Consider the following 18,315-nt stretch of genomic DNA (forward strand, 5'->3'; position numbering starts at 1 on the left):
GCTTCGAGGACTCCGTGCCGCTGGTGACCGCGGCGCGCGCGGCCGAGAGACTGGTCGACGCGACGGCCGTGGCCCGGGTGTAGGCGTCGAGGGCCTCCGCCGTGCGCCCCGACCGGTACAGGGCGATCATCAGGAACACGTACAGCCTCTCGCGGTACCGGTCGCCCTCCAGCGCGAGCAGGATGCGCGGGATCGCCACCTCGTGCATGCCGCTCTCGAGGAGCATGCCGAGGTGCTGTTCGACAGCCGTGGCCCGCTGCTCGCCCAGGATGCGCCGCTGGCTCTCGGCGTACGGGCCGGGGAGCCCGGGCAGGGCGGGCCCCTGCCACATGCCGAGCGCCTCCTCCAACAGCGCGAGCGCCCGGTCCGGCCTCCTGTCCCCGGCGCACGCCCGGGCCTGCGCGGTGAGGCGTCCGAAGCGGAGGGCGTCGACGGCGTCAGCGGTGAGGCGCAGGGTGTATCCACCGCTGCCGGACTCGATCAGGGAGGCGGCAGGGCGTACGCCGACCGGGCCGGCGCCGCCCGTGTCACCCGTGTCGAACCGCGCGCGGAGGCGGTGGACGTAATTGACGACGATGCGCCGCGCGGAGGCCGGGGCGTCGTCGTGGTAGAGGTCCTCGATGAGCTGGTCCGTCTGCACGCGCCGGCCGGCCCGGAGCGCGAGGGCCGCCAGCAGGGCCTGCTCCCCCGGGGTGAACGGCGCGCCGCCGCCGGTGTGGGGAAGGATGCGGACCGGACCCAACAGCCGGATGCGGATGCCGTCGTCCACCGTGCCCAATGCTCCGGCTCCTGTGTCTTTTCCGGCCGCGTATCGAGCGAAAGTGTAAACCAGCTTTTCATGAAAGATCAGACATGGTCGTCTTTTCGCCACGGGGCCGGACTCGATCCCGTACTCAGGCCGGAGCGGGGCGAGATGAGTACCGACGCGGATGCCGGCGTGCGGGCGCCCTCCGTAGCGTCGAGCGCATGCAGAACGTGAACAGCGCTCCCGAGCGCGACGGCGGACGGCGGCGCACCGCCCTCGAGCGGGTCGGGCTGGTGGCCCTGGCCGTGGTCGTGCTCCTGGCCGGGGTCGTCACCGGTTTGATCGGGCCGCTGCTCGCCATCTCCTGCCCCAGCTGCGCCGACGGCGTCCGCTCCCCGCTGTTCGGCGACGCCCTGATCGCGGTGTGCTGGTACGTGGTGCCGCTCGTGACCGTGGGAACGGTGGCGGCCATGTTCCTCCTGCGGAACGGCGCCCGCGCGGGGCGCATCGGCCTGGGAGTCCTGGCGGCGCTGTTCTTCGTGGAACTGGCGCTCGGCCGGATCACGGTCTGAGACCACCACCCGCCCCGGCCCCGCCGTCCGGGGTGCGCGGCACGGCGATCATCGTCAGCCCGTACGGGTCGGGCACGACACCCTTGGCAGCCCCCGCCGGCCTCCGCCGGCCCACGGGACGGAACTGATACCGGGAGGCGACGGCGGCCAGCATCACGGGGAGGTGCAGGCCGACGAACGAGGCGCCGAGGCAGTGCCGTACCCCCGCGCCCATCGGCATGTACGCCGTGCCCGCGTCCCGGACTGTCATCGTCAGCCATCGGTCAGGGTCGAAGACGTGAGGGCGCGCGTACACCGCCGGGTCGTGGTGGAGGCCGGACAGGTTCAGGACCAGGCGCGCCCCTTCGGGAACGCGGTAACCACCGATCACGGCCTCGCGCCGGGCTCTCCGCGGCAGCAGGGGCAGGGCGTGATGCCGCAGCGTTTCCGTGATGACCCGGACGGTGTGCGGAAGGCGGGTCTCCGTCGGCTTCGCGGCCTCCCCCGACTCCACACCCCGCTCCGGCTTCGCGGCCTCCCCCGGCCCCACGGCCCCCTCCGGCTCGTGTACGAGCCGGCCTTCGGACGCGTACGCGTCCGCCTCCCGCTGGACGGCCGACTCCACCTCCCGGTTCCCCGCCAGTTCGTGCCACGCCCAGGCCATGGCCATGGCAGGAGCCAGGACGCCCGCGATCAGCAGGCCCGCGGTCTCGTCGAGGACGGACTCGGGGGTGATCCGCGCACCACCGTGGTCGGGGCACGCCGCTCGCCGCAGCAAGGTGAGCACGTCCGCCCCGTCCGGTGACGGCGCGTGCCGGCGGTGCACCTCCGCGACAGCGTCGCGCAACCGACGCACGGCCCGCCGATAGGCGAGATTCTCGGGAGTGGGCGCGTGGTGGTACCAGGAGGGCGCCAGGGCGCGCAGCACGATGCCCTTCGTCAGCACGCGGGCGCCCGACGCGACAGCCGCGACCGTCTCGGGGCCGACCGCGGAGCGCAGTTGGCAGCGAAGCAGGACGTCGGCGCAGAGCGTGAGCATTTCTTGGTCCAACCGGAGGGGCGCGTAGGGCCGCCAGCGGTCGGTGTACCGCGTGGCGGTCCGTGCCACCACGGAGGTGAGGAACCGTGCGGAGCTCTGGCTGAACGCCGGGTGCGACAGCCTGCGGCGCTCCTTGTACGCCTCCCCGTCCAGCGTGCTCATGGCGCGCGGGGCAGCGGTGCGCACGCCCCTGGCCAAGTCCTCGTGACCGAAGACGCCGACCTTGTCGACGAGGATGTCGTGCGCCAGGGCGCCGTCGTTGACGAAGTACAGGACCAGGGGCCCGAACCGCGCCCGCACCAAGGGCCCGGCCCCGGCCATCCGCAGAGCCAGAGGGCCGATGCCGTGTCGCAGCGCCGGCAGATGGCCCACCGGGAACAGTCCGCCGGGTGCCCAGGGCACCTCTTTGCCGCAGTCGCCGTTCACGCGCGTCTCCGCCCTCGTATTCGCCCTCGTACTCCGCGCCGCCCTGGCGGCGGGCGCCAGGAATGGCCGACTATCGCCCGATCCGGCCATTGTGAGCGCTGCGCGTGGCGCGCGCAGCGGGGACAGCACCGAGGGCACGCGGATGGGGACCGCGCCCGCGCACCACGGACAGCGCAGATAGTTTATTTGGACTGATACAGTTCGACCATGCCGCGTCGCGTTCTTGACAACCCGATCGTTCCCGCCGTGCTCGGCCTGTTGCTGGAACGGCCTTCCCACCCTCACCGGATGCTCTCCGAGCTGCGGCAGCGCAGCGAGCACCACGCGGCCGTCGTCACGCGCGGCACGCTCTACAACACCGTCGCCGCGCTGGCCGAGGCGGGATGGGTGGCCGCGCAGGGCCGCGAGCGCTCGGGGAACCGCCCCGAGCGGACCGTGTACGCGCTGACGGAAGCGGGCCACGAGGAGCTCGTACGGCGTCTGGACGGTCAGATCCGCAATCCCGAGCGGGACTTCTCCCCGTTCCTGGGGGCCGTCACCTATCTCGGTGCCCTGGGGCCGAACGGTGCGCTGGAGGCCCTGGCCGAGCGCGTCCGACGCCTCCGGCAGCGCACGGCCGGCGACGAGGAGCGCCTCGCGGCCGCCCTGGCGACCGGTGTGCCCCGTCTGCATGTCATCGAGGCGGAGTACGCGCTGTGCCTCGCGCGGGCCGAGGCCGCGTGGATCGACGCGGTCATGGCCGACATCCGCTCCGGCTCGCTGGCGTGGCCGGCTCCCGTGGCGGCACCCACCGCGCCCGACTCCGCACCCGGAGCAGCACCGCACCCGCACCCGCACGAACGCTGAACCGAGAGGAAACGCCCACGTGACCACCGCAGCGCACGGCAAACTGCTCTTCGGGATATACCCGGGCGGCGTCGCCGGTGATGACACCGGAGGTCTGGCCGTCGGCCCGCCCGACGATCCGGCCCGTGTGTCGAGCGCGCTCGACCGCCTCCAGGGCCGGCCGGGACGCCCCTTCCTGGTTCGCGCCTACACCCGCTTCGACGACGCCACCCGGCTCGGCCGGCCGCATCCGACCACGGCGCCCGCCGGCGCGGCGGAGTACGCCGTCCGGGGGCGCCACCTGGATCTGGTGGCGCAGTACCAGTCCAGCGCCGGGAACGTCGACGGCTACTGCGCCTTCCTGCGGGAGCTGGTCGAGCAGTACGGGCCGGTCACGAGCACGCTGCAGGTGACGGAGGAGCCCAACGTCACGTCGAACCCGACGCTCGACGGCCACTACCCGCGGGTGCACGAGGCGATCGTCCGTGGCGTGTCCGCCGCCAAGGCGCGGGCCCGCGAGCTCGGCTTCGCGCACCTGCGGGTCGGATTCAACACCACGCCGCTCTTCGGCCCGTCCGCCTCCTTCCTCACGGACCTGGCCCACCGCGGAGGGGAAGGCTTCATCGCCGACCTGGACTACGTGGGCCTGGACTTCTTCCCCGACGTCTTCCGGCCCATCGCCGCGCCCGACCTCGCGGACGCCGTCGAGGGGCTGCTGCGCCATCACCGGGACGCGGCGCTGGCCCCCGCCGGGCTGGGGCACCTGCCGCTGCACATCACCGAACACGGGTGGCCCACGGGGCCCGACCGGCCTCTGCACCGGCAGGCCGAGGTCGTGGAGACCGTCGTACGGGTCGTCGCCGCGCAGGCGGAACGGCTGCGCCTGAGCGGTTACACGCACTTCGCGCTGCGGGACGCCGACAGCGCGCGGCCCGGGCTGTTCCACCGGTTCGGGCTCGCCACGGACGACTACGCTCCCAAGCCCGCCTTCGACACGCTGAGGGCGCTCGTGGGGCGCTTCAGCGTTTGAGGGGTGCTTCAGCGTCTGCCGGAGCCGGGAGGCCGGCGAGCGCCGGCAGACGTGGGCAGCCGGTCCACGATCTTCTTCCCCACCCAGGCCCCCGCGGCGGACGCGGGGCTCAGCGCCACTCCGATGAGCGCTCCCGTGCCGGTCAGGACGGTGGTGGCGCCGAAGACCACGAGCTTGACCAGATGCATGACGAGGGCCGCGGCGGCCTCGGTGCCGATGTAGGCGCCCCGAACCAGGCCGCGGGCGAGGAAGAAGGGCGCGACCAGCGGACCGACGGTGCCCATGACGGCGGAGCCCACGCCGGAGGCGGCGCCGACGATCGCGAAGCGGGTGTCGCTCAGTTGGAGGCGGCTGGGCCACCACCGGCGCACCACGACCAGCACCAGCACCAACGCGCCGATCGTCCGGGTCAGAGCCGACACCGGCGCCATGCTGAACAGCAGGGCCCCGCCCGCCGCGGCGGGCACGGCGCCGAGCGAGAAGACACCGACCAGCCGGCGGTCGACCTCGCGGCGGTTGAACCAGACGCGCCCCGCGTTGCTGGCCAACTGCGCCACGGTGACGATGGCCACCGCGTCCCGGGGGCCGAAGACGGCGATGAACACGGACAGCAACAGCACCCCGCCGCCGAACCCGGCGACCGCCGACAGCACCGCGGTGAGGAAGGTCGCGAGGACCACCAGCGCACCAGTCAGCACCACCGCACCTTCCCACACCCACCGCCCGGGTCCGGGGAGCGACAAGCGCGCCGCGTACGGGGCCGCCCCGGGGGCGCAGGGGCCGGTACGCCATCAATCGGCCGCACCGTGCAAACCCTTGGCAAACGGTGCCCCAAGTCGCAGCCACCGGAAGGCACGTGCTGTCCAGAGGGGGTGTCGCGATGAAGCGCAAGGGGCCGCGTCCGCCGAACCGCAGCGTGTTCTTCGCACGGCCGGTCCCGGCACGGCCGGGTCGGGGCCGGCCGCGTAGCCTTCGTAACGTGGCCTCCGAGTACGCAGAGCGCGCGTCCCGGCTGGCGGGCGCCGTCGTGTGGACGCGGGGGCGCGCGGCCGGACACCCCGGTGGCGGCACGGCGCTGTCCGTGCTGCCCGATGGCTGTATGGACCTGCTGTGGACACCGGGCAGGCTCCTGGTCGCCGGGCCCGACACCCGCGCGTACCGCCCCGACCCCGGGCTCCGCGGCCCCTGGGTGGGCATCCGCTTCCACCCCGGCACCGCGCCCGCCCTCCTCGGTGTGCCCGCGCACGAGTTGCGGGACCGGCGCGTGGACTTGGCCGATCTCCGGCCCGGGGCCGAGACGCGCCGCCTCACCGAACGCCTCGACGCGGCGCCCGATCCGGCCGCCGCCCTGGAGGCCCTGGCGCTGCGGCTCGCGGCGGACGCGGAGCCTTTCGATCCGCTTCTGCGGGCGGTCGTCGCGTTCCTGGCGGCCGGCCGCTCCGTCGCGGCGACCGCCGAGTCGGTGGGCCTGGGGGCACGACAGCTCCACCGCCGCTCCCTGACCGCCTTCGGCTACGGCCCCAAGACCTTGGCCCGCATCCTGCGCCTGTAGCGCGCGCTCGCGCTGGCCCGCGCCGGCGTTCCCTTCGCACGGACGGCGGCCCTGGCGGGCTTCGCCGACCAGGCCCATCTGGCGCGCGACGTACGGGAGCTGGCGGGGGCATCGCTCGGCGACCTGATCGCACGGTAGGTCGCCCGGTGGCGCGGGCTCACGTGGTCGAGCCGGCTCACGAGATCGTGTGGGCTCACGTCGTGCCGTCGGCCAGCGGGGCGAACAGGTCGACACCGTTGCCGTCCGGGTCCCGCACCACGGCGTACCGCTGGCCCCAGAACGCGTCCCACGGCTTCAGCTCGCCGTGGTACCCCGCGCCGACCAGGTCCTCGTAGACCGCGTCGACGTGCTCGGGGCGCGCGCACCGGAACGCCAGCCCCACCCGGCCGCCGCCCTCCGGCGGGTGCCATGAGGGGTGGAAGGAGCGGACGGTGTCCTCGGTGTCGAGGGCGAGACGGAGCCCGCCCGGCAGGGCGGCCTCCACGTGCGGGTCGCCCTCGCAGCCGTCGGGGAACGCGATGCCGAGGCGACGGTAGAAGGCGAGCGACGCGGCCATATCCGATACGACGAGGCTGATGACGTTGAATTGAGGTGCTGGTGCGACGTTCATGGGCGCAGCGTAAGCAGGGGGCGGCTGCTCGGTCTTGAAGGAATCGGACACCCGCGCTTCCGCCTCGCCGACGACACCGACCTCCCCACCGTCGTCCGCCCGCGCAACGACACCGCCCGCCGGATGCTCGCCCGCGGAAAATGAGAGGCGGCGTGCCGGCCGTTGTGTCAGGCTGCCGGGTCGTCGGCCCGTTCGCGCCTCTCCGCGTGCCCGCCGCCCCACCGGCCCGCCCACCCGTCATGGAGCATCAGTGACAGCGCCTCGCATCGCCCCGTTGTTGGAGCAGTTCGACTTCGCGTACGAGCGGCTGACGCACCGCATGGCCGGGCCGGTGATGGACAGCGGTGACGGTTCGGACACCGAGGTCGGCCCCATGACCGACGACGAGTACTTCTGGGAGCCCGTGCCGGACTGCTGGTCGGTCCGGCGGCGCGCCGACGGGCCCGGCCCGCGCGCGACCCTCCTGGCCGGCACCGGCGACTGGGGCCGCGACACCGCGCCGTACCCGCACCCCTCTCCGCCTCCCTTCACCACCATCGCATGGCGGCTGAGCCATCTGAGCGAGATGCTGACCCTGCGCGCCGATCACACCGCCGGCAGCCGCCGCCTCACCCGGGACGACTACGCCGTCGTCGGGGACGCGGCCGGGGCCGTCGCCGCCTTCGAGGCGGCCGCGACGGCCTGGCGCACGGCGCTGCTGGGCGTCGACGACACCGCGCTCGACACCGTCGGGTACTGCTCCTATCCCCACGGCAGTGACGCGGAGGACCCGTTCGTCGACATCGTCTGGTGGGTCAACCAGGAAGTTCTGCACCACGGAGCCGAGATCGCCCTGCTCCGGGATCTGTACCGCGCGCGACAGCGCTGAGGGCCGCGGGCCCCGGCTCGGCAGGGAACGCCGCGGGAAGGGGCCGCGTCCTCGGCGGCGGCCGGCCGCCGACTGCCGCTACCGGCCACGGCCACCGGCAGTCGCTATCGGCTCTTGGCCGCCGGGGCAAGGCCGGGGTCGGGCAGTTCCACCGTGGTGGTGACGCGGACCAGCGCGGGGCGCCGCGGCACCGAGACCGCGCCGAACCTCACGGGCGGCTCCACGGGGGCGGTCGTGCCGAGGTCCCGGCCCTCCCACGTCGCCCGCGCGCTGCCGAGGAACCTCAGGTCGCGAGCGCCGTAGAACTCGCGACGCCCGCCGGGTGTGCGGCCGTGGGTGTGCAGGCCCAGCCAGAGCCTCGCCGGCAGGTCGGCGCACCGGACCCAGGCCGGTCGGGTGGCCACCGCGGCCGGCACCGAGCACAGGACCCATCCGGGCGCCCCGCGTCGACCGACGGTGAAGCTCCAGGTGGCCGGGCCGGCCGACACCGACCAGCAGCGGCCGGCCCGCCGTACGGCCACGGGGGCGACGCGTACGTGGTCGAAGGTGTACGTCGAGGCGATGAAGGCCGCCGTCCGCTCGGTGGGGGCGATGAGGGCGCGTGTGCCGTCCGCGTGTTCGACCATGAGGTCGCTGAAGGCGCCGAAGGGCGACCGCGCCCAGTGCCCCAGGACCATGCGGGTGCCCGACGCCGTACCCGCTCCGGCGATCCAGCCGTCGAACCGCAGCCGCGACCCTGCCATGCCGGCCAGTGTCGCGTGCGCGCCGGACGGTCGCCACCCGCACGGCCGCTCACTCCGCCGTGACGTGAGGAAACGCCGTGCGGCGGGCACACGTACAGGAGCCGATCAACCCTTGATGATCACGGAAGGACGGGAGACGAACGCGATGAGGTACGACGAGTTCCTGGCCCGGGTCCGCGAGCGCGGCGAGTACACCGACCAGGCCGAGGCGGAGCACGTCACCCAGGCGGTGCTCGCGATCCTCGCCCAGCGCATCACCCCCGACGAGGCCAAGAACCTGGCCGCCCAGCTGCCCGGCGACCTGGGGCAGGCCCTGGAGGTCGGCGACCGGCGGAACGTCGAGTCGTACGGCGTGGAGGAATTCCTCGGCCGCATCGCCCGGCGGACCGGCGCCCGGCCCCGTACGGCCGAGTGGGACGCCGGCGCCGTGCTGTCCACCCTCGCCGACACCGTCTCCGACGGCGAGGTCGACGACCTCCTCGCCCAGCTCCCCTCCGGCTTCCCCACGCTCTTCGGCAAGCCGGAGGAGGACGCGTAGGAACGGAGGAGGGCGCGTAGGGACGACCGGGGCCGCTCGCCCCGGCGGCGGGTCGCCCCGCGGCGGCAGGCCGACGCCGCCGGTGAGCGGTCGTACGACGCGGCCGGGCTCGCGTGTCGGGGCTGTCTCAGACGGTCTTGATGACTCCGCCGTCCGCGAGGTAGTCGGCCCCGGTGAGGTTGCCCGCGCGGGGCGAGGCGAGGAAGGCGATCAGGGCGGCGGTCTCCTCGGGCTCGGTGAGCCGCCCGGTGGTGATGCCCATCCGCTCCGGCACCCGGGCCAGGAACTCCTCCAGCTCCTCCCCGGCAGCGCGGGCGAGCCGGGCGGCGTACCCGTCGGCGGCGCCCCAGTTCTGGGTACGGGTCGGCCCGGGGCTGACGGTCAGCGCCCGCAGGCCGCGGGGGCCGAACTCCTCGGCGAGCGCCTTGCTCAGATTGGTCAGGGCCGCCTTGGCGGTGCCGTAGTCCACCGGCTGGAACGCCGCGCGGGCGCCGATGGAGGACACGTTGATGACGGTGCCCCGGCGGTCGAGCAGGCCGGGGAGGAGGGCGCGCGTCACGCGGACGGTGGCGAACAGATTCAGCTCGTACGTGTACTGCCAGGCCGCGTCGTCGATGTCGAGGAACCCGCCCGCGGCCATGCTCGAATCGGCCACGCCGCCGAGGTTGTTGACCAGGACGTCGACCGCGCCCACCCGCTCGGCGAGCTGCCGTGCGGCCGACGGGGCGGTGAGGTCCAGCTCCACCGTGGTGACGCCGTCCCCGAGCTCGGCCGTTTCGGGGATCGCCGTGCGGGCCACCGCGTGGACCCGCATTCCCTCCGCCGCCAGTTCTCGGACGACGGCGAGGCCGATGCCCTTGCTGCCGCCGGTGACCACCGCCGTCTTTCCGGAAAGCCGCAGATCCATGGTCGTCTCCTTCATCGTCTTCTTCGTCATTAACATTTGACCTGTAGGTACAAAAAATGGGCGTGGTGAGCCCCACCCCTGCGCGCCTCGCGTGGCGCGCAGCGCACTCCCCCGAAGCTCCCCCGGAGGCCCCCGGCGCGATCGCGGGACGCGCTCAGAGCGCGCGCAGCGCCGCCCCGGCGAGCAGGGCCAGGCGAGGCGAGGCCGGGTCGGCCAGGGCCAGGACGCGGATACCGTTGATCGTGGCGAGGAACAGCGCGGCCAGCTCCCCCGCGTCGGCTTCCGCGTCGATCTCCCCGGCCCGCTGCCCCTCCTCGACGGTGCTGCGGAACGCCGCCTCCTGGCGTTCGAAGATGCGACGCACCAGGTGCTCGATCCCCTCGTCCGCGCCGGCGAACTCCACGGCGGCGTTGGCCGCCATGCAACCGCGCCGCCGGCCGTCCTCCCGCGCCGCGGCGACCACCAGGTCGAGCGCCGCCCGCAGGCGCTCCCTGGCCGGCCCCGGACCGTCCAGCACCTGGATGAGCCGGACCGTCTCCCGGTCGTAGTAGCGCCGCAGGGCCCGTTCGTACAGGGCGCGCTTGCTGCCGAAGGCGTGGTACAGGCTGCCCCGCCCGATCCCCAACGCCTCGGTGAGCTGCTGCGGCGTGGTCCCCGCGTAGCCGTTGGTCCAGAACAGTTCCATCGCCTGTTCCACGGCCCGGTCGGGATCGAAGCTCTTGGTGCGTCCCATGAGAAGGAATCTAAGCCAACTGTACCTGCGGGTCAAATATATGGCGCCCACATCGGAGGCCGCAGACCGGCGGTCGAGACGACGCCGGCCGGCGCTCCGACCGTCTCAGGTTTCGGTGTTGAGCAAGATCCAGTGGTCCTCCGGCAGGGACGCGGGGGCCGGTGGGGGCACGGGGCGGGTTTCCTCGTGCCAGGCGGAGCCCACGGCCGCCGTGGCGACTCCTCGCCAGAAGCGCGCGGCGCCCGCGTTGGCCTCCTGGAAGGCGATGGCCCACGCGCCGGGCCGGGAGCGCAGCAGCCGCAGGGCGGCCTGTCGGCCCACGCCCCGCCGGCGCAGGGCCCGTACGACGAAGAACGCGGAGATCGAGGTGGAGCCCTCGGGCATCGGCTGGGTCAGGACGAAACCGGCCGACGCCGAACCGTACTGGATCAGCAGGGCCTCCCGCTCCGGCTCGTCGAAGAACAGCGACAGGCCGCCGAACCCGAAGGTCCCGTCGGCGGCGGGGAGATGGCCGAGGAACTCCGACAGGTCGTGGCGGTACAGCTGCGCCAACCGCTCGATGACGGGCCGCAGTTCAGCGGTCGCGGGGCGCAGAACGATGTGCGGGGAGTCCGTGGTCGAGCCCATCCGGGGATTCTCGCACGGGGCACGGACGGGAGCCCATGGGCCGGTGATCACCGGTGCGCGACCGTGTCAACCACCGCCCGGGTGGACCGGTGACCGCCTCAGGGCCGAGGCCGGTTCCGTCCACGGGACGATGCCGCCGCCGTTCCGGCGATCTATTGTCCATGCTCATGACGACACTTCACCGCGGTGCGCTGGTCACCGCGCTCGCCCTGGCGTTGACGCTGCCCCTCGCCGCCGGTGCGGCCGCCGCCGCGCCCGGTTCCCTCCCCGCCGCCTCCCCGTCGGCCGCCGCCACCGCCACCGCCACCGCTTCCGACGCGCGGGCGTCGTCCCGGCTGGAGCTGCCGCGGCCCACGGGCCCGCACGCGGTCGGACGGGACGTTCTGCACCTGGTCGACAAGAGCCGGCGCGACCCGTGGGTGCCCGAGGCCGGGGCGCGGGAGCTGATGGTGTCGATGTACTACCCCGCGCGGGCCGGGAGCGGCCGCCCCACGTCGTACATGACCCGGGAGGCGGCCCGGGAGCTGCTGACGTTCGCGAAGCTGGACCAGCAGATATCGCCGGAGGCGATGAGCGGCACCCGCACCCACGCGCGCGAGGGCGCGCGGCCCGCGCGGGGCACCTTCCCGATGGTGGTCCTCTCCCCCGGGTTCTCGGCGCCGCGCACCACGCTGACCCACCTCGCCGAGGACCTGGCCAGCCGCGGCCATGTCGTGGCGCTGGTGGACCACGCCTACGAGGCCGTCGGCGCGACGTTCACGGGCGGCCGTACGCTCCCCTGCGTCGCGTGCGAGGCCCTGGAGGGCGGGACGAAGGGCAGCGTCGTGGTCGAGGGGCGGGCCAAGGACGTGTCCTTCGTCCTGGACCGGCTGACGGGGCGGCACCCGGCGTGGCGGCACGCCGGCCTGATCGACGCGCGGAGGATCGGGATGGCCGGGCACTCCATCGGCGGTGCGAGCGCCGCCGGGACCATGGCCGCCGACCGCCGGGTGCTCGCGGGCATCAACATGGACGGCTCCTTCGGCCTTCCCGTGCCCGCCGAGGGCCTGAACGGCCGGCCGTTCATGATGCTGGGCACCGAGACCCACCACAGGCCGGGCGCCGGCTTCGACCCGACCTGGGACCGGGACTGGCCGCGGCTCGACGGCTGGAAGCGCTGGCTGACGGTCGCCGGCTCGGGGCACTTCACCTTCAGCGACGTGCCGGTGCTCTTCGAGCAGTCGGGCGTGGACGACCCCGACGCGACGCTGTCGGCGCGGCGCTCCGAGCAGATCACGCGCGACTACGTGGCCGCCTTCTTCGATCTGCATCTGCGGGGCGTGGCACAACCGCTGCTGGAGGGTCCGACTCCGGGCAATCCCGAGGTCCGCTTCCACCGGCCGTGAGGTCCGCAGGGGGCGCGGGGGGCGCGGCGGGCCCGCCCGCCGCGCCCTTGCCCCGCTCGCGGTCCATCTCCCGCCACTCGGGCCGCAGCCCGGTGAGGTTGGTGATGAGGAAGTAGGCCACGCCGCAGGCGACCAGCGTCGGCGCGAGGCCGGCGGACATCACCGCCGCGCCGGCGATCAGCCCGCCGAGGGGGATGCCCGCCCAGGCCACGGAGTCGCCCAGCGCCCGCACCCGGCCCAGCAGCCCGCGCGGCACGCGCTCGAAGGAGACGGCGCCGAGGATGGGGTTGAGGAAGCCGGCGCCGAAACCGCTGACGGCGAAGACGGCCAGCACCGCCCACATCGGGGCGCCCGCGGCGAGGACGAGGAAGCGCGGCGCGCCGGCGAGCAGGAAGGCGGCGAAGAACACCGGTCGGCGGCGCATCCGGTGCGCCACCACGGCGGCGACGAGGCTGCCGCCGATGGCCGTGACGCCCGCGACGCTGCCGGTCAGGCCGATGGCCGTCGGGCCGTTGCCCGACTCCTGGGCCCAGACCGGCAGCAGCACGGTCATGAAGGCCGCGTCGAGCAGATTGGTGAACGCGACCATGATGATGATCGTGAGCAGCAGGGGCTCGCCGCGCAGGAAGGCGAAGCCCTCGCCGAACCGTCGCCAGTAGCCGGTGGCCGCGGCCGGCGCCGCGGCCTCCGCGCCACTCCCGGGCCTGCCCGCGGCCGGTACGCCGGCATCCGCCCCGGCCCGTACGCCGTCGCCGGCCGGGGTTCCGCCGACCACCGACGCTCCGTCGCCGGCCGGCTCCTCGTCCCGGCGCACCGCGTGGCCCATGCCGCGCGGCAGCGCCAGGGCGACGACGACCGAGCCCAGGGCGAAGCAGGCGGCGTTGGCGTAGAGGCCGGTGAGCGGGCCCACGAATGCGATCAGCGCGCCGCCGACCGCCGGGCCGACGGTGGAGGCGAGCCGCTCGGTCACGCCGGACAGCCCGGTGGCCCGCTCCAGCGGCACCCGGCTGCGCTCGGCCGCCTCCGGGACCATGACCTCCTTGGCCAGGTCGCCGGGGCCGCGGGCCGCGCCGATCAGCGCGACCAGCACCAGCAGCAGCCAGAGGGACAGCAGGTCCAGGGCGTGCAGCAGGGGGATCGCACAGGCGACGAGGGCGCTGACCGCGTCGGTGGTCCAGGAGACGCCGCGCGGGCCGACGCGGTCCACCAGCGGGCCGGTGAACGCCTTGACCAGCACATAGGGGGCCATCTCGCAGAAGGCCACCAGTCCGGTCTGCGCGGCGCTGCCCGTGGTGACGAGCACGAACCAGGGCAGGACGATGGCCGAGACGCGGGTGCCGGTCAGGGACACCGCGATCGCGGTGAGGATGCCCGCCAGCGGGCGGAGGCTCCGCTTCTGCGGCGCCGGCGCCCCCGGTGCGGGGGCCCCCGGTTTCGGGGCACCCGGTGTCGGCGTCCCCGGTATTCGGGCCTTCGGTGTCGCCTTCTCCGGTGCCCGCGTGCCAGGTCTGTTGTCGGCCGCGGACTGCGCGCCCTCGCTCGGGTCGGTCATGACGCGCACTCTAAAGGGGCGGTACACCTGGGCGAAAACCCGTTTCGCGCACACCAGTGCGGAAAAGTACCCCGTGCGGCCGCTACGGGCCCGGCGCGCGGGAGAGCCGGCCGCCGGCGGCCCGGCGGCGGTGGGTCTCGATCGCGCCGAGGACCACGCGGAAGAACTGCCGGCCGAGATCCTGGCCGGCCTCCGCGAAGAGCTCGGGGTAGAGGCCGGGAAAGGTGTTCTCGTCCACGACGACGGGCTCGCCCCGGTGGAGGATCATGTCGAAGCCGACGATGGGCATGCCGAGGGCCCGCTGGGCGCGCAGCGCCTGGTCCCGGTGGGCGGCGGACACCTCGCAGCGGTCGACATGGCCGCCGTGGCCGTCGGCGTCGAAGACCTTCCAGGCGCCGCGGCCGCCGCCGCCCAGCGCGGCCCGCCGCTCGCCGCGCTTGCGGTAGCCGTACATCAGCTCGCCGTCGATCACGACGGCGCTCACCCAGTCGTCGGCGTCGTTGGGGTAGAAGCGCTCCAGCAGGAAGGCGTGGCCGGCCCCGCCGGGGGCGGCGGCGGCGTGGAACCCCAGCACGTCGCGGACCGTGGGGAAGTTCTCCACCAGCAGCACTCCGCGGCCGAAGGAGCCCCAGCGGGGCTTGAGCAGCGCGCTCCCCCACTCGTCGAGCACCGCCTCGACGGGGTCGAGATGGCGGTGGTCGAACAGGAGGGTCTCGGGGACGCGCACCCCGGCGCGCCGGAGGGTGTGGTGGGCCCAGTACTTGTCGAGCCCCCGCTCGAACGCCGCCGGCGCGGGCACGACCGTGACGTCCTGGGCGAGGGTCCGCAGGACCTCCAGCTGGTAGCCGCCCAGGGCGCGTTCCACCTCCGCGTACCACACGTACACGTCGAGATCGCTCACGCAGCGGTCGCCGCAGTACACGCGGCCGTCGCGGATGTGGGAGCGCCGCACGTCCACGTCCGGGACGAGGTCGACGTCCGCGAGCCCCGCCAGGAGGTCCATCAGCACCCGGTGGTCGGGCGGCGGCACCATGCCCGGGCGGGTGGCGACCGGGCCGAGGGGCCCCGGCGACCGCTCCGGGTCGGGGGCCGGCGGCACGAAGACGCCCACCCGCAGCCTCTCCGCCGCTCCGTCGATGCTCGGCTCATACGGGTACGGGCTCATCGGCGCCTTCCGATTCCGCTCTGCGATGTTCGCTGACCGTCACCCCCTTTCCGGTGATTGTTGTGCACGTGCCGTCTTTTATCGATCACCGACTCGGCACGCCGGCGTTGGTGAGGATCTCGCGCGCCGGCAGGGCGGTGCTCTGGGCCGCGGTGAGGCCGGAGGCCGCGAGATGCGCGTCCACGATCCGCAGACCGACCGGGTACCCGGCGAAGTCCGGCAGCCCCACGGGCTGCTGCCCCATGAGCCGCGCGGTGGCGTCGCCGAGCACGTACGCGGTCAGGTTCCCCATCCCGGCCACGTCGATGTCGGCGGTGATCTTCTCGTAGGCGCGGTCCAGGGCGGCGCCGCTCAGCGCGTTCGCCCAGGGGCCCATGGCCTGCTCGCCGGCCAGCTCGCGCACGAAGGCCTCGGCGAGCCCCTCGGCGACGACGTGTTCCCCCACCGTGACGGTCATGGGGTTCCAGACGACGTTCGCGTAGCGCACGTTGTGGTGGAACTCGTGCGCGGCCACGTGGTGGATCTTCTCCAGGCTCGTCCCGGTGGGCCACATGACCAGGTAGATCGCCCCGGGGAAGCCGCCCAGGCCGAAGGAGCCGGCGCTGCGGACCGTCAGATGGTGGTCGTCGGGGTCGCCGAGCACGAGGACGACGTGCACGGTCTCGGCGTGCCCGATGCCGGGGGCCGCGCCGCTGATCCGCTCCCACGCGGCGGTGAGGGAGTCCTCGATCCGCTCCCACACCCGCGCCTCCCGCATCCGGTGCAGGGCCGGCTCGTACCGGGGGTCGTCGACGTCGAGGCGGAAGCCGCTGCCCATGCGGTGCGTCTCGACCAGGTCGCCGCCCGCGACGGACATCGCGCTGTGCAGCGGGCCGAGCATCTCCCGCAGGGCCTCGGGCCGCTCCTCCACCGGTCGCCGCAGGAGGTCGAGCATGGCGGTGGCGGTGTCGTGAACAACAATCTTCATGGCTCGGGACCGTAGGGCCTCCCGTAACAGGAGGGTCAAGCCCGGGCGGGGCCCTCCTTGAACAGGGGGTCGTGCCCGGCCCGTTCCTCAGAGCGCGAGCGGGTGTCCCGTCGTCGCGTCCACGTGGTCCGGGACCTCGTCGTGGCGGTCGCCCACGGACGGCGTCCCCGTGGGTTCGAACATCAGGATCGCGGCGCCGGCCGGCGCGTACGGGCGGTGCTCCGTGCCGCGGGCGACGGTGAAGGCCGCGCCCCGGGGCAGCACGACCGTGCGCTCACCGGCCGGCTCCCGCAGGGAGATGCGCAGCTCTCCCTCCAGCACCGTCGGTGTCGTCGTGGACGTGCCAGATGTGCTCGCCCTTCACCTTGGCGACGCGGACGTCGTAGTCGTTCACGCGCGTGACGATGCGGGGGCTCCACACGGTGTCGAAGGAGGCCAGGGCCTTGGCGAGGAGGATCGGTTCGCTGCTCATGGGCCCATCCTTGGCCATGCCGTACGGCCGGCGTGAGTGCTAGGAATCGCATATGGCGAAAGAATCCTCGCAAGCCTCGGGCGCGAGCAAAGCGAGCAAAGCGAGCAGCGCGGGAAACGCGAGCCGCTCGCCGGGCGTGCACCGGGTCGTCGTGATCGTGGACGAGAACTCGAACCCCTTCGAGCTCGGCTGCGCCACCGAGGTCTTCGGTCTGCGCAGACCGGAGATCGGCCGCGATCTCTACGACTTCGCGCTCTGCTCCCCCGAGCCCCGCACCCTGATGCGGGACGGCTTCTTCACGCTCACCGAAGTCGCCGAGCTCGCGGCGGCCGACGCCGCGGACACCGTGATCGTGCCCAACCGCCCCGACGTCGAGGTGCCCCGCCGGCCCGCCGTGCTCGACGCCGTGCGGCGGGCGCACGCGCGCGGCGCGCGCCTGATCGGCTTCTGCAGTGGCGCGTTCACCCTGGCCGAGGCCGGTGTGCTCGACGGGCGCCGGGCCACCGCGCACTGGCAGTGGGCGGACTCCTTCCGGGCCCGCTTCCCGTCCGTCCGGCTCGAATCGGACGTGTTGTTCGTGGACGACGGTGACATCCTCACCGCCGCGGGGAGCGCGGCCGCGCTCGATCTCGGGCTGCACGTGGTCCGCCGCGATCACGGCGCGGAGGTCGCCAACGCCGTGAGCCGGCGGCTGGTCTTCGCGGCGCACCGGGACGGCGGGCAGCGGCAGTTCGTGGAGCGCCCCATGCCGGACCTGCCGGACGAGTCCCTGGCGCCTGTCCTGGCCTGGGCCCAGGAGCGGTTGGACTCGGCGCTCACCGTGTCCGACCTCGCGGCGCGCGCGGCGGTCAGTCCGGCGACGCTGCACCGCCGGTTCCGGGCCCAACTGGGCACGACGCCGTTGGCGTGGCTCACGGGGGAACGACTCGCCCTGGCATGCCGGTTGATCGAGCGGGGCGAGTCCCGCTTCGAGGTCGTCGCGCGGCGCAGCGGCCTGGGCACCGCCGCCCATCTGCGCACGCTGATGCGCCGGGAGACGGGCATCAGCCCGTCCGCGTACCGGCGCCGGTTCGGGCCCGGGGTGATGTGAGGGAGACGGGCCGCCGGCCGGCTCCCGCTCTCCGGGGCCGCCGGTCGGCTCCCGCTCTCAGTGGCCGCCGGCCGGCCGCTCGCAGCCGCCTTCCATGTAGACACCGTGGACGTCGACCTCGCTGGTCCTGCCGTCGGTCGAGCCCTCCAGGCAGACAGGGTAGAGGCCGACGGTGAACGTCACCCGGCCGGAGGCCGGGGGGTCGACCTCGATCGTGTCGGGGGCGTAGCCGAGGCCCGCCAGGGCGTCGCGTACCGCGGAGTCGCTGACGGTGCCGGGGCGCGGGGCCGCGAGGGCGGCGGTGACCCGCCGGGCCTCGCGCTCGCCCCGGCAGCGGCTCTCGGCGGTCAGCGGCACGGTGCCGCGGAAGGCGCGGTTGTCGGCGTGGTTGGGCGGCCCGTCGGGGGGCCCGGAGCGCGCGCCACCGCCGGGGGCCGTGGCACCGGAGGCCGTGGCGCCGGGGCAGGGCTCGGAGACGGTGGGGGTCGGG

General features: G+C 74.1%; 19 protein-coding genes and 2 pseudogenes. 8 read left to right on the forward strand and 13 right to left on the reverse strand.

What is annotated here, in order from left to right:
• Positions 1-769, reverse strand: a 769-nt coding sequence (locus ACSNOD_RS15850; RefSeq protein WP_436767592.1) for an AfsR/SARP family transcriptional regulator, incomplete at its 3' end; no start/stop codon positions are given.
• Between the two features lie 197 nt (positions 770-966).
• On the opposite strand from ACSNOD_RS15850, the gene ACSNOD_RS15855 reads away from it, so the two are divergent.
• A complete protein-coding gene (locus ACSNOD_RS15855; protein WP_436767576.1) occupies positions 967-1,317 on the forward strand; it encodes a hypothetical protein in 351 nt (116 codons plus the stop codon).
• Here the strand turns inward: ACSNOD_RS15855 and ACSNOD_RS15860 are convergent.
• Positions 1,307-2,761, reverse strand: coding sequence for a cytochrome P450 (locus ACSNOD_RS15860; protein ID WP_436767577.1), 1,455 nt, complete (start codon positions 2,759-2,761; stop codon positions 1,307-1,309). The two genes, ACSNOD_RS15855 and ACSNOD_RS15860, sit on opposite strands and share 11 nt — an antisense overlap.
• A 207-nt stretch (positions 2,762-2,968) precedes the next feature.
• Here ACSNOD_RS15860 and ACSNOD_RS15865 point away from each other — a divergent pair, with 207 nt between their 5' ends.
• Together ACSNOD_RS15865 and ACSNOD_RS15870 are read left to right on the forward strand one after the other, a co-directional pair.
• Positions 2,969-3,607 (forward strand): PadR family transcriptional regulator, encoded by a 639-nt coding sequence (locus tag ACSNOD_RS15865; protein ID WP_436767578.1) that lies wholly within the window; start codon positions 2,969-2,971, stop codon positions 3,605-3,607.
• A gap of 19 nt (positions 3,608-3,626) precedes the next feature.
• Entirely contained in the window at positions 3,627-4,616 is a 990-nt protein-coding gene (locus ACSNOD_RS15870) for a hypothetical protein (protein ID WP_436767579.1), read from the forward strand.
• A gap of 8 nt (positions 4,617-4,624) precedes the next feature.
• Here ACSNOD_RS15870 and ACSNOD_RS15875 read toward each other — a convergent pair whose 3' ends face one another.
• Complete coding sequence (locus ACSNOD_RS15875) at positions 4,625-5,314, reverse strand: TSUP family transporter (protein ID WP_436767580.1); 690 nt, start codon at positions 5,312-5,314, stop codon at positions 4,625-4,627.
• A gap of 281 nt (positions 5,315-5,595) precedes the next feature.
• Here ACSNOD_RS15875 and ACSNOD_RS15880 point away from each other — a divergent pair.
• A pseudogene (locus tag ACSNOD_RS15880) lies at positions 5,596-6,306 on the forward strand (DUF6597 domain-containing transcriptional factor).
• A gap of 55 nt (positions 6,307-6,361) precedes the next feature.
• Here the strand turns inward: ACSNOD_RS15880 and ACSNOD_RS15885 are convergent.
• A complete protein-coding gene (locus ACSNOD_RS15885) occupies positions 6,362-6,778 on the reverse strand; it encodes a VOC family protein (RefSeq protein WP_436767581.1) in 417 nt (138 codons plus the stop codon).
• 250 nt (positions 6,779-7,028) lie between these two features.
• Here ACSNOD_RS15885 and ACSNOD_RS15890 point away from each other — a divergent pair, with 250 nt between their 5' ends.
• Positions 7,029-7,646, forward strand: coding sequence for a DinB family protein (locus ACSNOD_RS15890; RefSeq protein WP_436767582.1), 618 nt, complete (start codon positions 7,029-7,031; stop codon positions 7,644-7,646).
• Positions 7,647-7,750: 104 nt separating this feature from the next.
• Here ACSNOD_RS15890 and ACSNOD_RS15895 read toward each other — a convergent pair whose 3' ends face one another.
• Positions 7,751-8,389 (reverse strand): hypothetical protein, encoded by a 639-nt coding sequence (locus ACSNOD_RS15895; RefSeq protein WP_436767583.1) that lies wholly within the window; start codon positions 8,387-8,389, stop codon positions 7,751-7,753.
• Positions 8,390-8,534: 145 nt separating this feature from the next.
• Here ACSNOD_RS15895 and ACSNOD_RS15900 point away from each other — a divergent pair, with 145 nt between their 5' ends.
• On the forward strand, positions 8,535-8,927 hold the full coding sequence (locus tag ACSNOD_RS15900; protein WP_436767593.1) for a DUF2267 domain-containing protein: 393 nt from the start codon (positions 8,535-8,537) through the stop codon (positions 8,925-8,927).
• Between the two features lie 127 nt (positions 8,928-9,054).
• Here ACSNOD_RS15900 and ACSNOD_RS15905 read toward each other — a convergent pair whose 3' ends face one another.
• The 3 genes from ACSNOD_RS15905 to ACSNOD_RS15915 all read right to left on the reverse strand — a co-directional run bounded on the left by ACSNOD_RS15905 (position 9,055) and on the right by ACSNOD_RS15915 (position 11,194).
• On the reverse strand, positions 9,055-9,864 hold the full coding sequence (locus ACSNOD_RS15905) for an SDR family oxidoreductase (protein ID WP_436767584.1): 810 nt from the start codon (positions 9,862-9,864) through the stop codon (positions 9,055-9,057).
• Between the two features lie 124 nt (positions 9,865-9,988).
• On the reverse strand, positions 9,989-10,567 hold the full coding sequence (locus ACSNOD_RS15910; RefSeq protein WP_436767585.1) for a TetR/AcrR family transcriptional regulator: 579 nt from the start codon (positions 10,565-10,567) through the stop codon (positions 9,989-9,991).
• Between the two features lie 105 nt (positions 10,568-10,672).
• Entirely contained in the window at positions 10,673-11,194 is a 522-nt protein-coding gene (locus ACSNOD_RS15915) for a GNAT family N-acetyltransferase (protein ID WP_436767586.1), read from the reverse strand.
• 167 nt (positions 11,195-11,361) lie between these two features.
• On the opposite strand from ACSNOD_RS15915, the gene ACSNOD_RS15920 reads away from it, so the two are divergent.
• On the forward strand, positions 11,362-12,579 hold the full coding sequence (locus tag ACSNOD_RS15920) for an alpha/beta hydrolase family protein (RefSeq protein ID WP_436767587.1): 1,218 nt from the start codon (positions 11,362-11,364) through the stop codon (positions 12,577-12,579).
• Here ACSNOD_RS15920 and ACSNOD_RS15925 read toward each other — a convergent pair.
• The 4 genes and pseudogenes from ACSNOD_RS15925 to ACSNOD_RS15940 all read right to left on the reverse strand — a co-directional run bounded on the left by ACSNOD_RS15925 (position 12,467) and on the right by ACSNOD_RS15940 (position 16,735).
• Positions 12,467-14,131, reverse strand: a complete 1,665-nt coding sequence (locus tag ACSNOD_RS15925; RefSeq protein WP_436767588.1) for an MFS transporter — start codon at positions 14,129-14,131, stop codon at positions 12,467-12,469. The genes ACSNOD_RS15920 and ACSNOD_RS15925 overlap by 113 nt on opposite strands.
• Before the next feature lie 82 nt (positions 14,132-14,213).
• Entirely contained in the window at positions 14,214-15,296 is a 1,083-nt protein-coding gene (locus tag ACSNOD_RS15930; protein ID WP_436767589.1) for an ATP-grasp domain-containing protein, read from the reverse strand.
• Between the two features lie 85 nt (positions 15,297-15,381).
• Complete coding sequence (locus ACSNOD_RS15935; RefSeq protein WP_436767590.1) at positions 15,382-16,263, reverse strand: DUF2268 domain-containing protein; 882 nt, start codon at positions 16,261-16,263, stop codon at positions 15,382-15,384.
• Positions 16,264-16,350: 87 nt separating this feature from the next.
• Positions 16,351-16,735, reverse strand: a pseudogene (locus tag ACSNOD_RS15940) (cupin domain-containing protein).
• Positions 16,736-16,886: 151 nt separating this feature from the next.
• Between ACSNOD_RS15940 and ACSNOD_RS15945 the strand changes: the two are divergent.
• Positions 16,887-17,825, forward strand: coding sequence for a helix-turn-helix domain-containing protein (locus ACSNOD_RS15945; protein ID WP_436767594.1), 939 nt, complete (start codon positions 16,887-16,889; stop codon positions 17,823-17,825).
• Between the two features lie 57 nt (positions 17,826-17,882).
• Here ACSNOD_RS15945 and ACSNOD_RS15950 read toward each other — a convergent pair.
• A partial coding sequence (locus tag ACSNOD_RS15950; RefSeq protein ID WP_436767591.1) for a hypothetical protein occupies positions 17,883-18,315 on the reverse strand: 433 nt, incomplete at its 5' end.

The organism is Streptomyces sp. URMC 123 (genome assembly GCF_051386515.1).
Lineage (GTDB): Bacteria > Actinomycetota > Actinomycetes > Streptomycetales > Streptomycetaceae > Streptomyces.

Bases quoted from the DNA above. Each gene is read 5' to 3' on its own strand.
- ACSNOD_RS15920 (WP_436767587.1), top strand. From the start codon at position 11,362: ATGACGACACTTCACCGCGGTGCGCTGGTCACCGCGCTCGCCCTGGCG.
- ACSNOD_RS15935 (WP_436767590.1), bottom strand. From the start codon at position 16,263: ATGAAGATTGTTGTTCACGACACCGCCACCGCCATGCTCGACCTCCTG.
- ACSNOD_RS15925 (WP_436767588.1), bottom strand. From the start codon at position 14,131: ATGACCGACCCGAGCGAGGGCGCGCAGTCCGCGGCCGACAACAGACCT.
- ACSNOD_RS15885 (WP_436767581.1), bottom strand. From the start codon at position 6,778: ATGAACGTCGCACCAGCACCTCAATTCAACGTCATCAGCCTCGTCGTA.
- ACSNOD_RS15900 (WP_436767593.1), top strand. From the start codon at position 8,535: ATGAGGTACGACGAGTTCCTGGCCCGGGTCCGCGAGCGCGGCGAGTAC.
- ACSNOD_RS15930 (WP_436767589.1), bottom strand. From the start codon at position 15,296: ATGAGCCCGTACCCGTATGAGCCGAGCATCGACGGAGCGGCGGAGAGG.
- ACSNOD_RS15915 (WP_436767586.1), bottom strand. From the start codon at position 11,194: ATGGGCTCGACCACGGACTCCCCGCACATCGTTCTGCGCCCCGCGACC.
- ACSNOD_RS15910 (WP_436767585.1), bottom strand. From the start codon at position 10,567: ATGGGACGCACCAAGAGCTTCGATCCCGACCGGGCCGTGGAACAGGCG.
- ACSNOD_RS15865 (WP_436767578.1), top strand. From the start codon at position 2,969: ATGCCGCGTCGCGTTCTTGACAACCCGATCGTTCCCGCCGTGCTCGGC.
- ACSNOD_RS15905 (WP_436767584.1), bottom strand. From the start codon at position 9,864: ATGACGAAGAAGACGATGAAGGAGACGACCATGGATCTGCGGCTTTCC.
- ACSNOD_RS15855 (WP_436767576.1), top strand. From the start codon at position 967: ATGCAGAACGTGAACAGCGCTCCCGAGCGCGACGGCGGACGGCGGCGC.
- ACSNOD_RS15895 (WP_436767583.1), bottom strand. From the start codon at position 8,389: ATGGCAGGGTCGCGGCTGCGGTTCGACGGCTGGATCGCCGGAGCGGGT.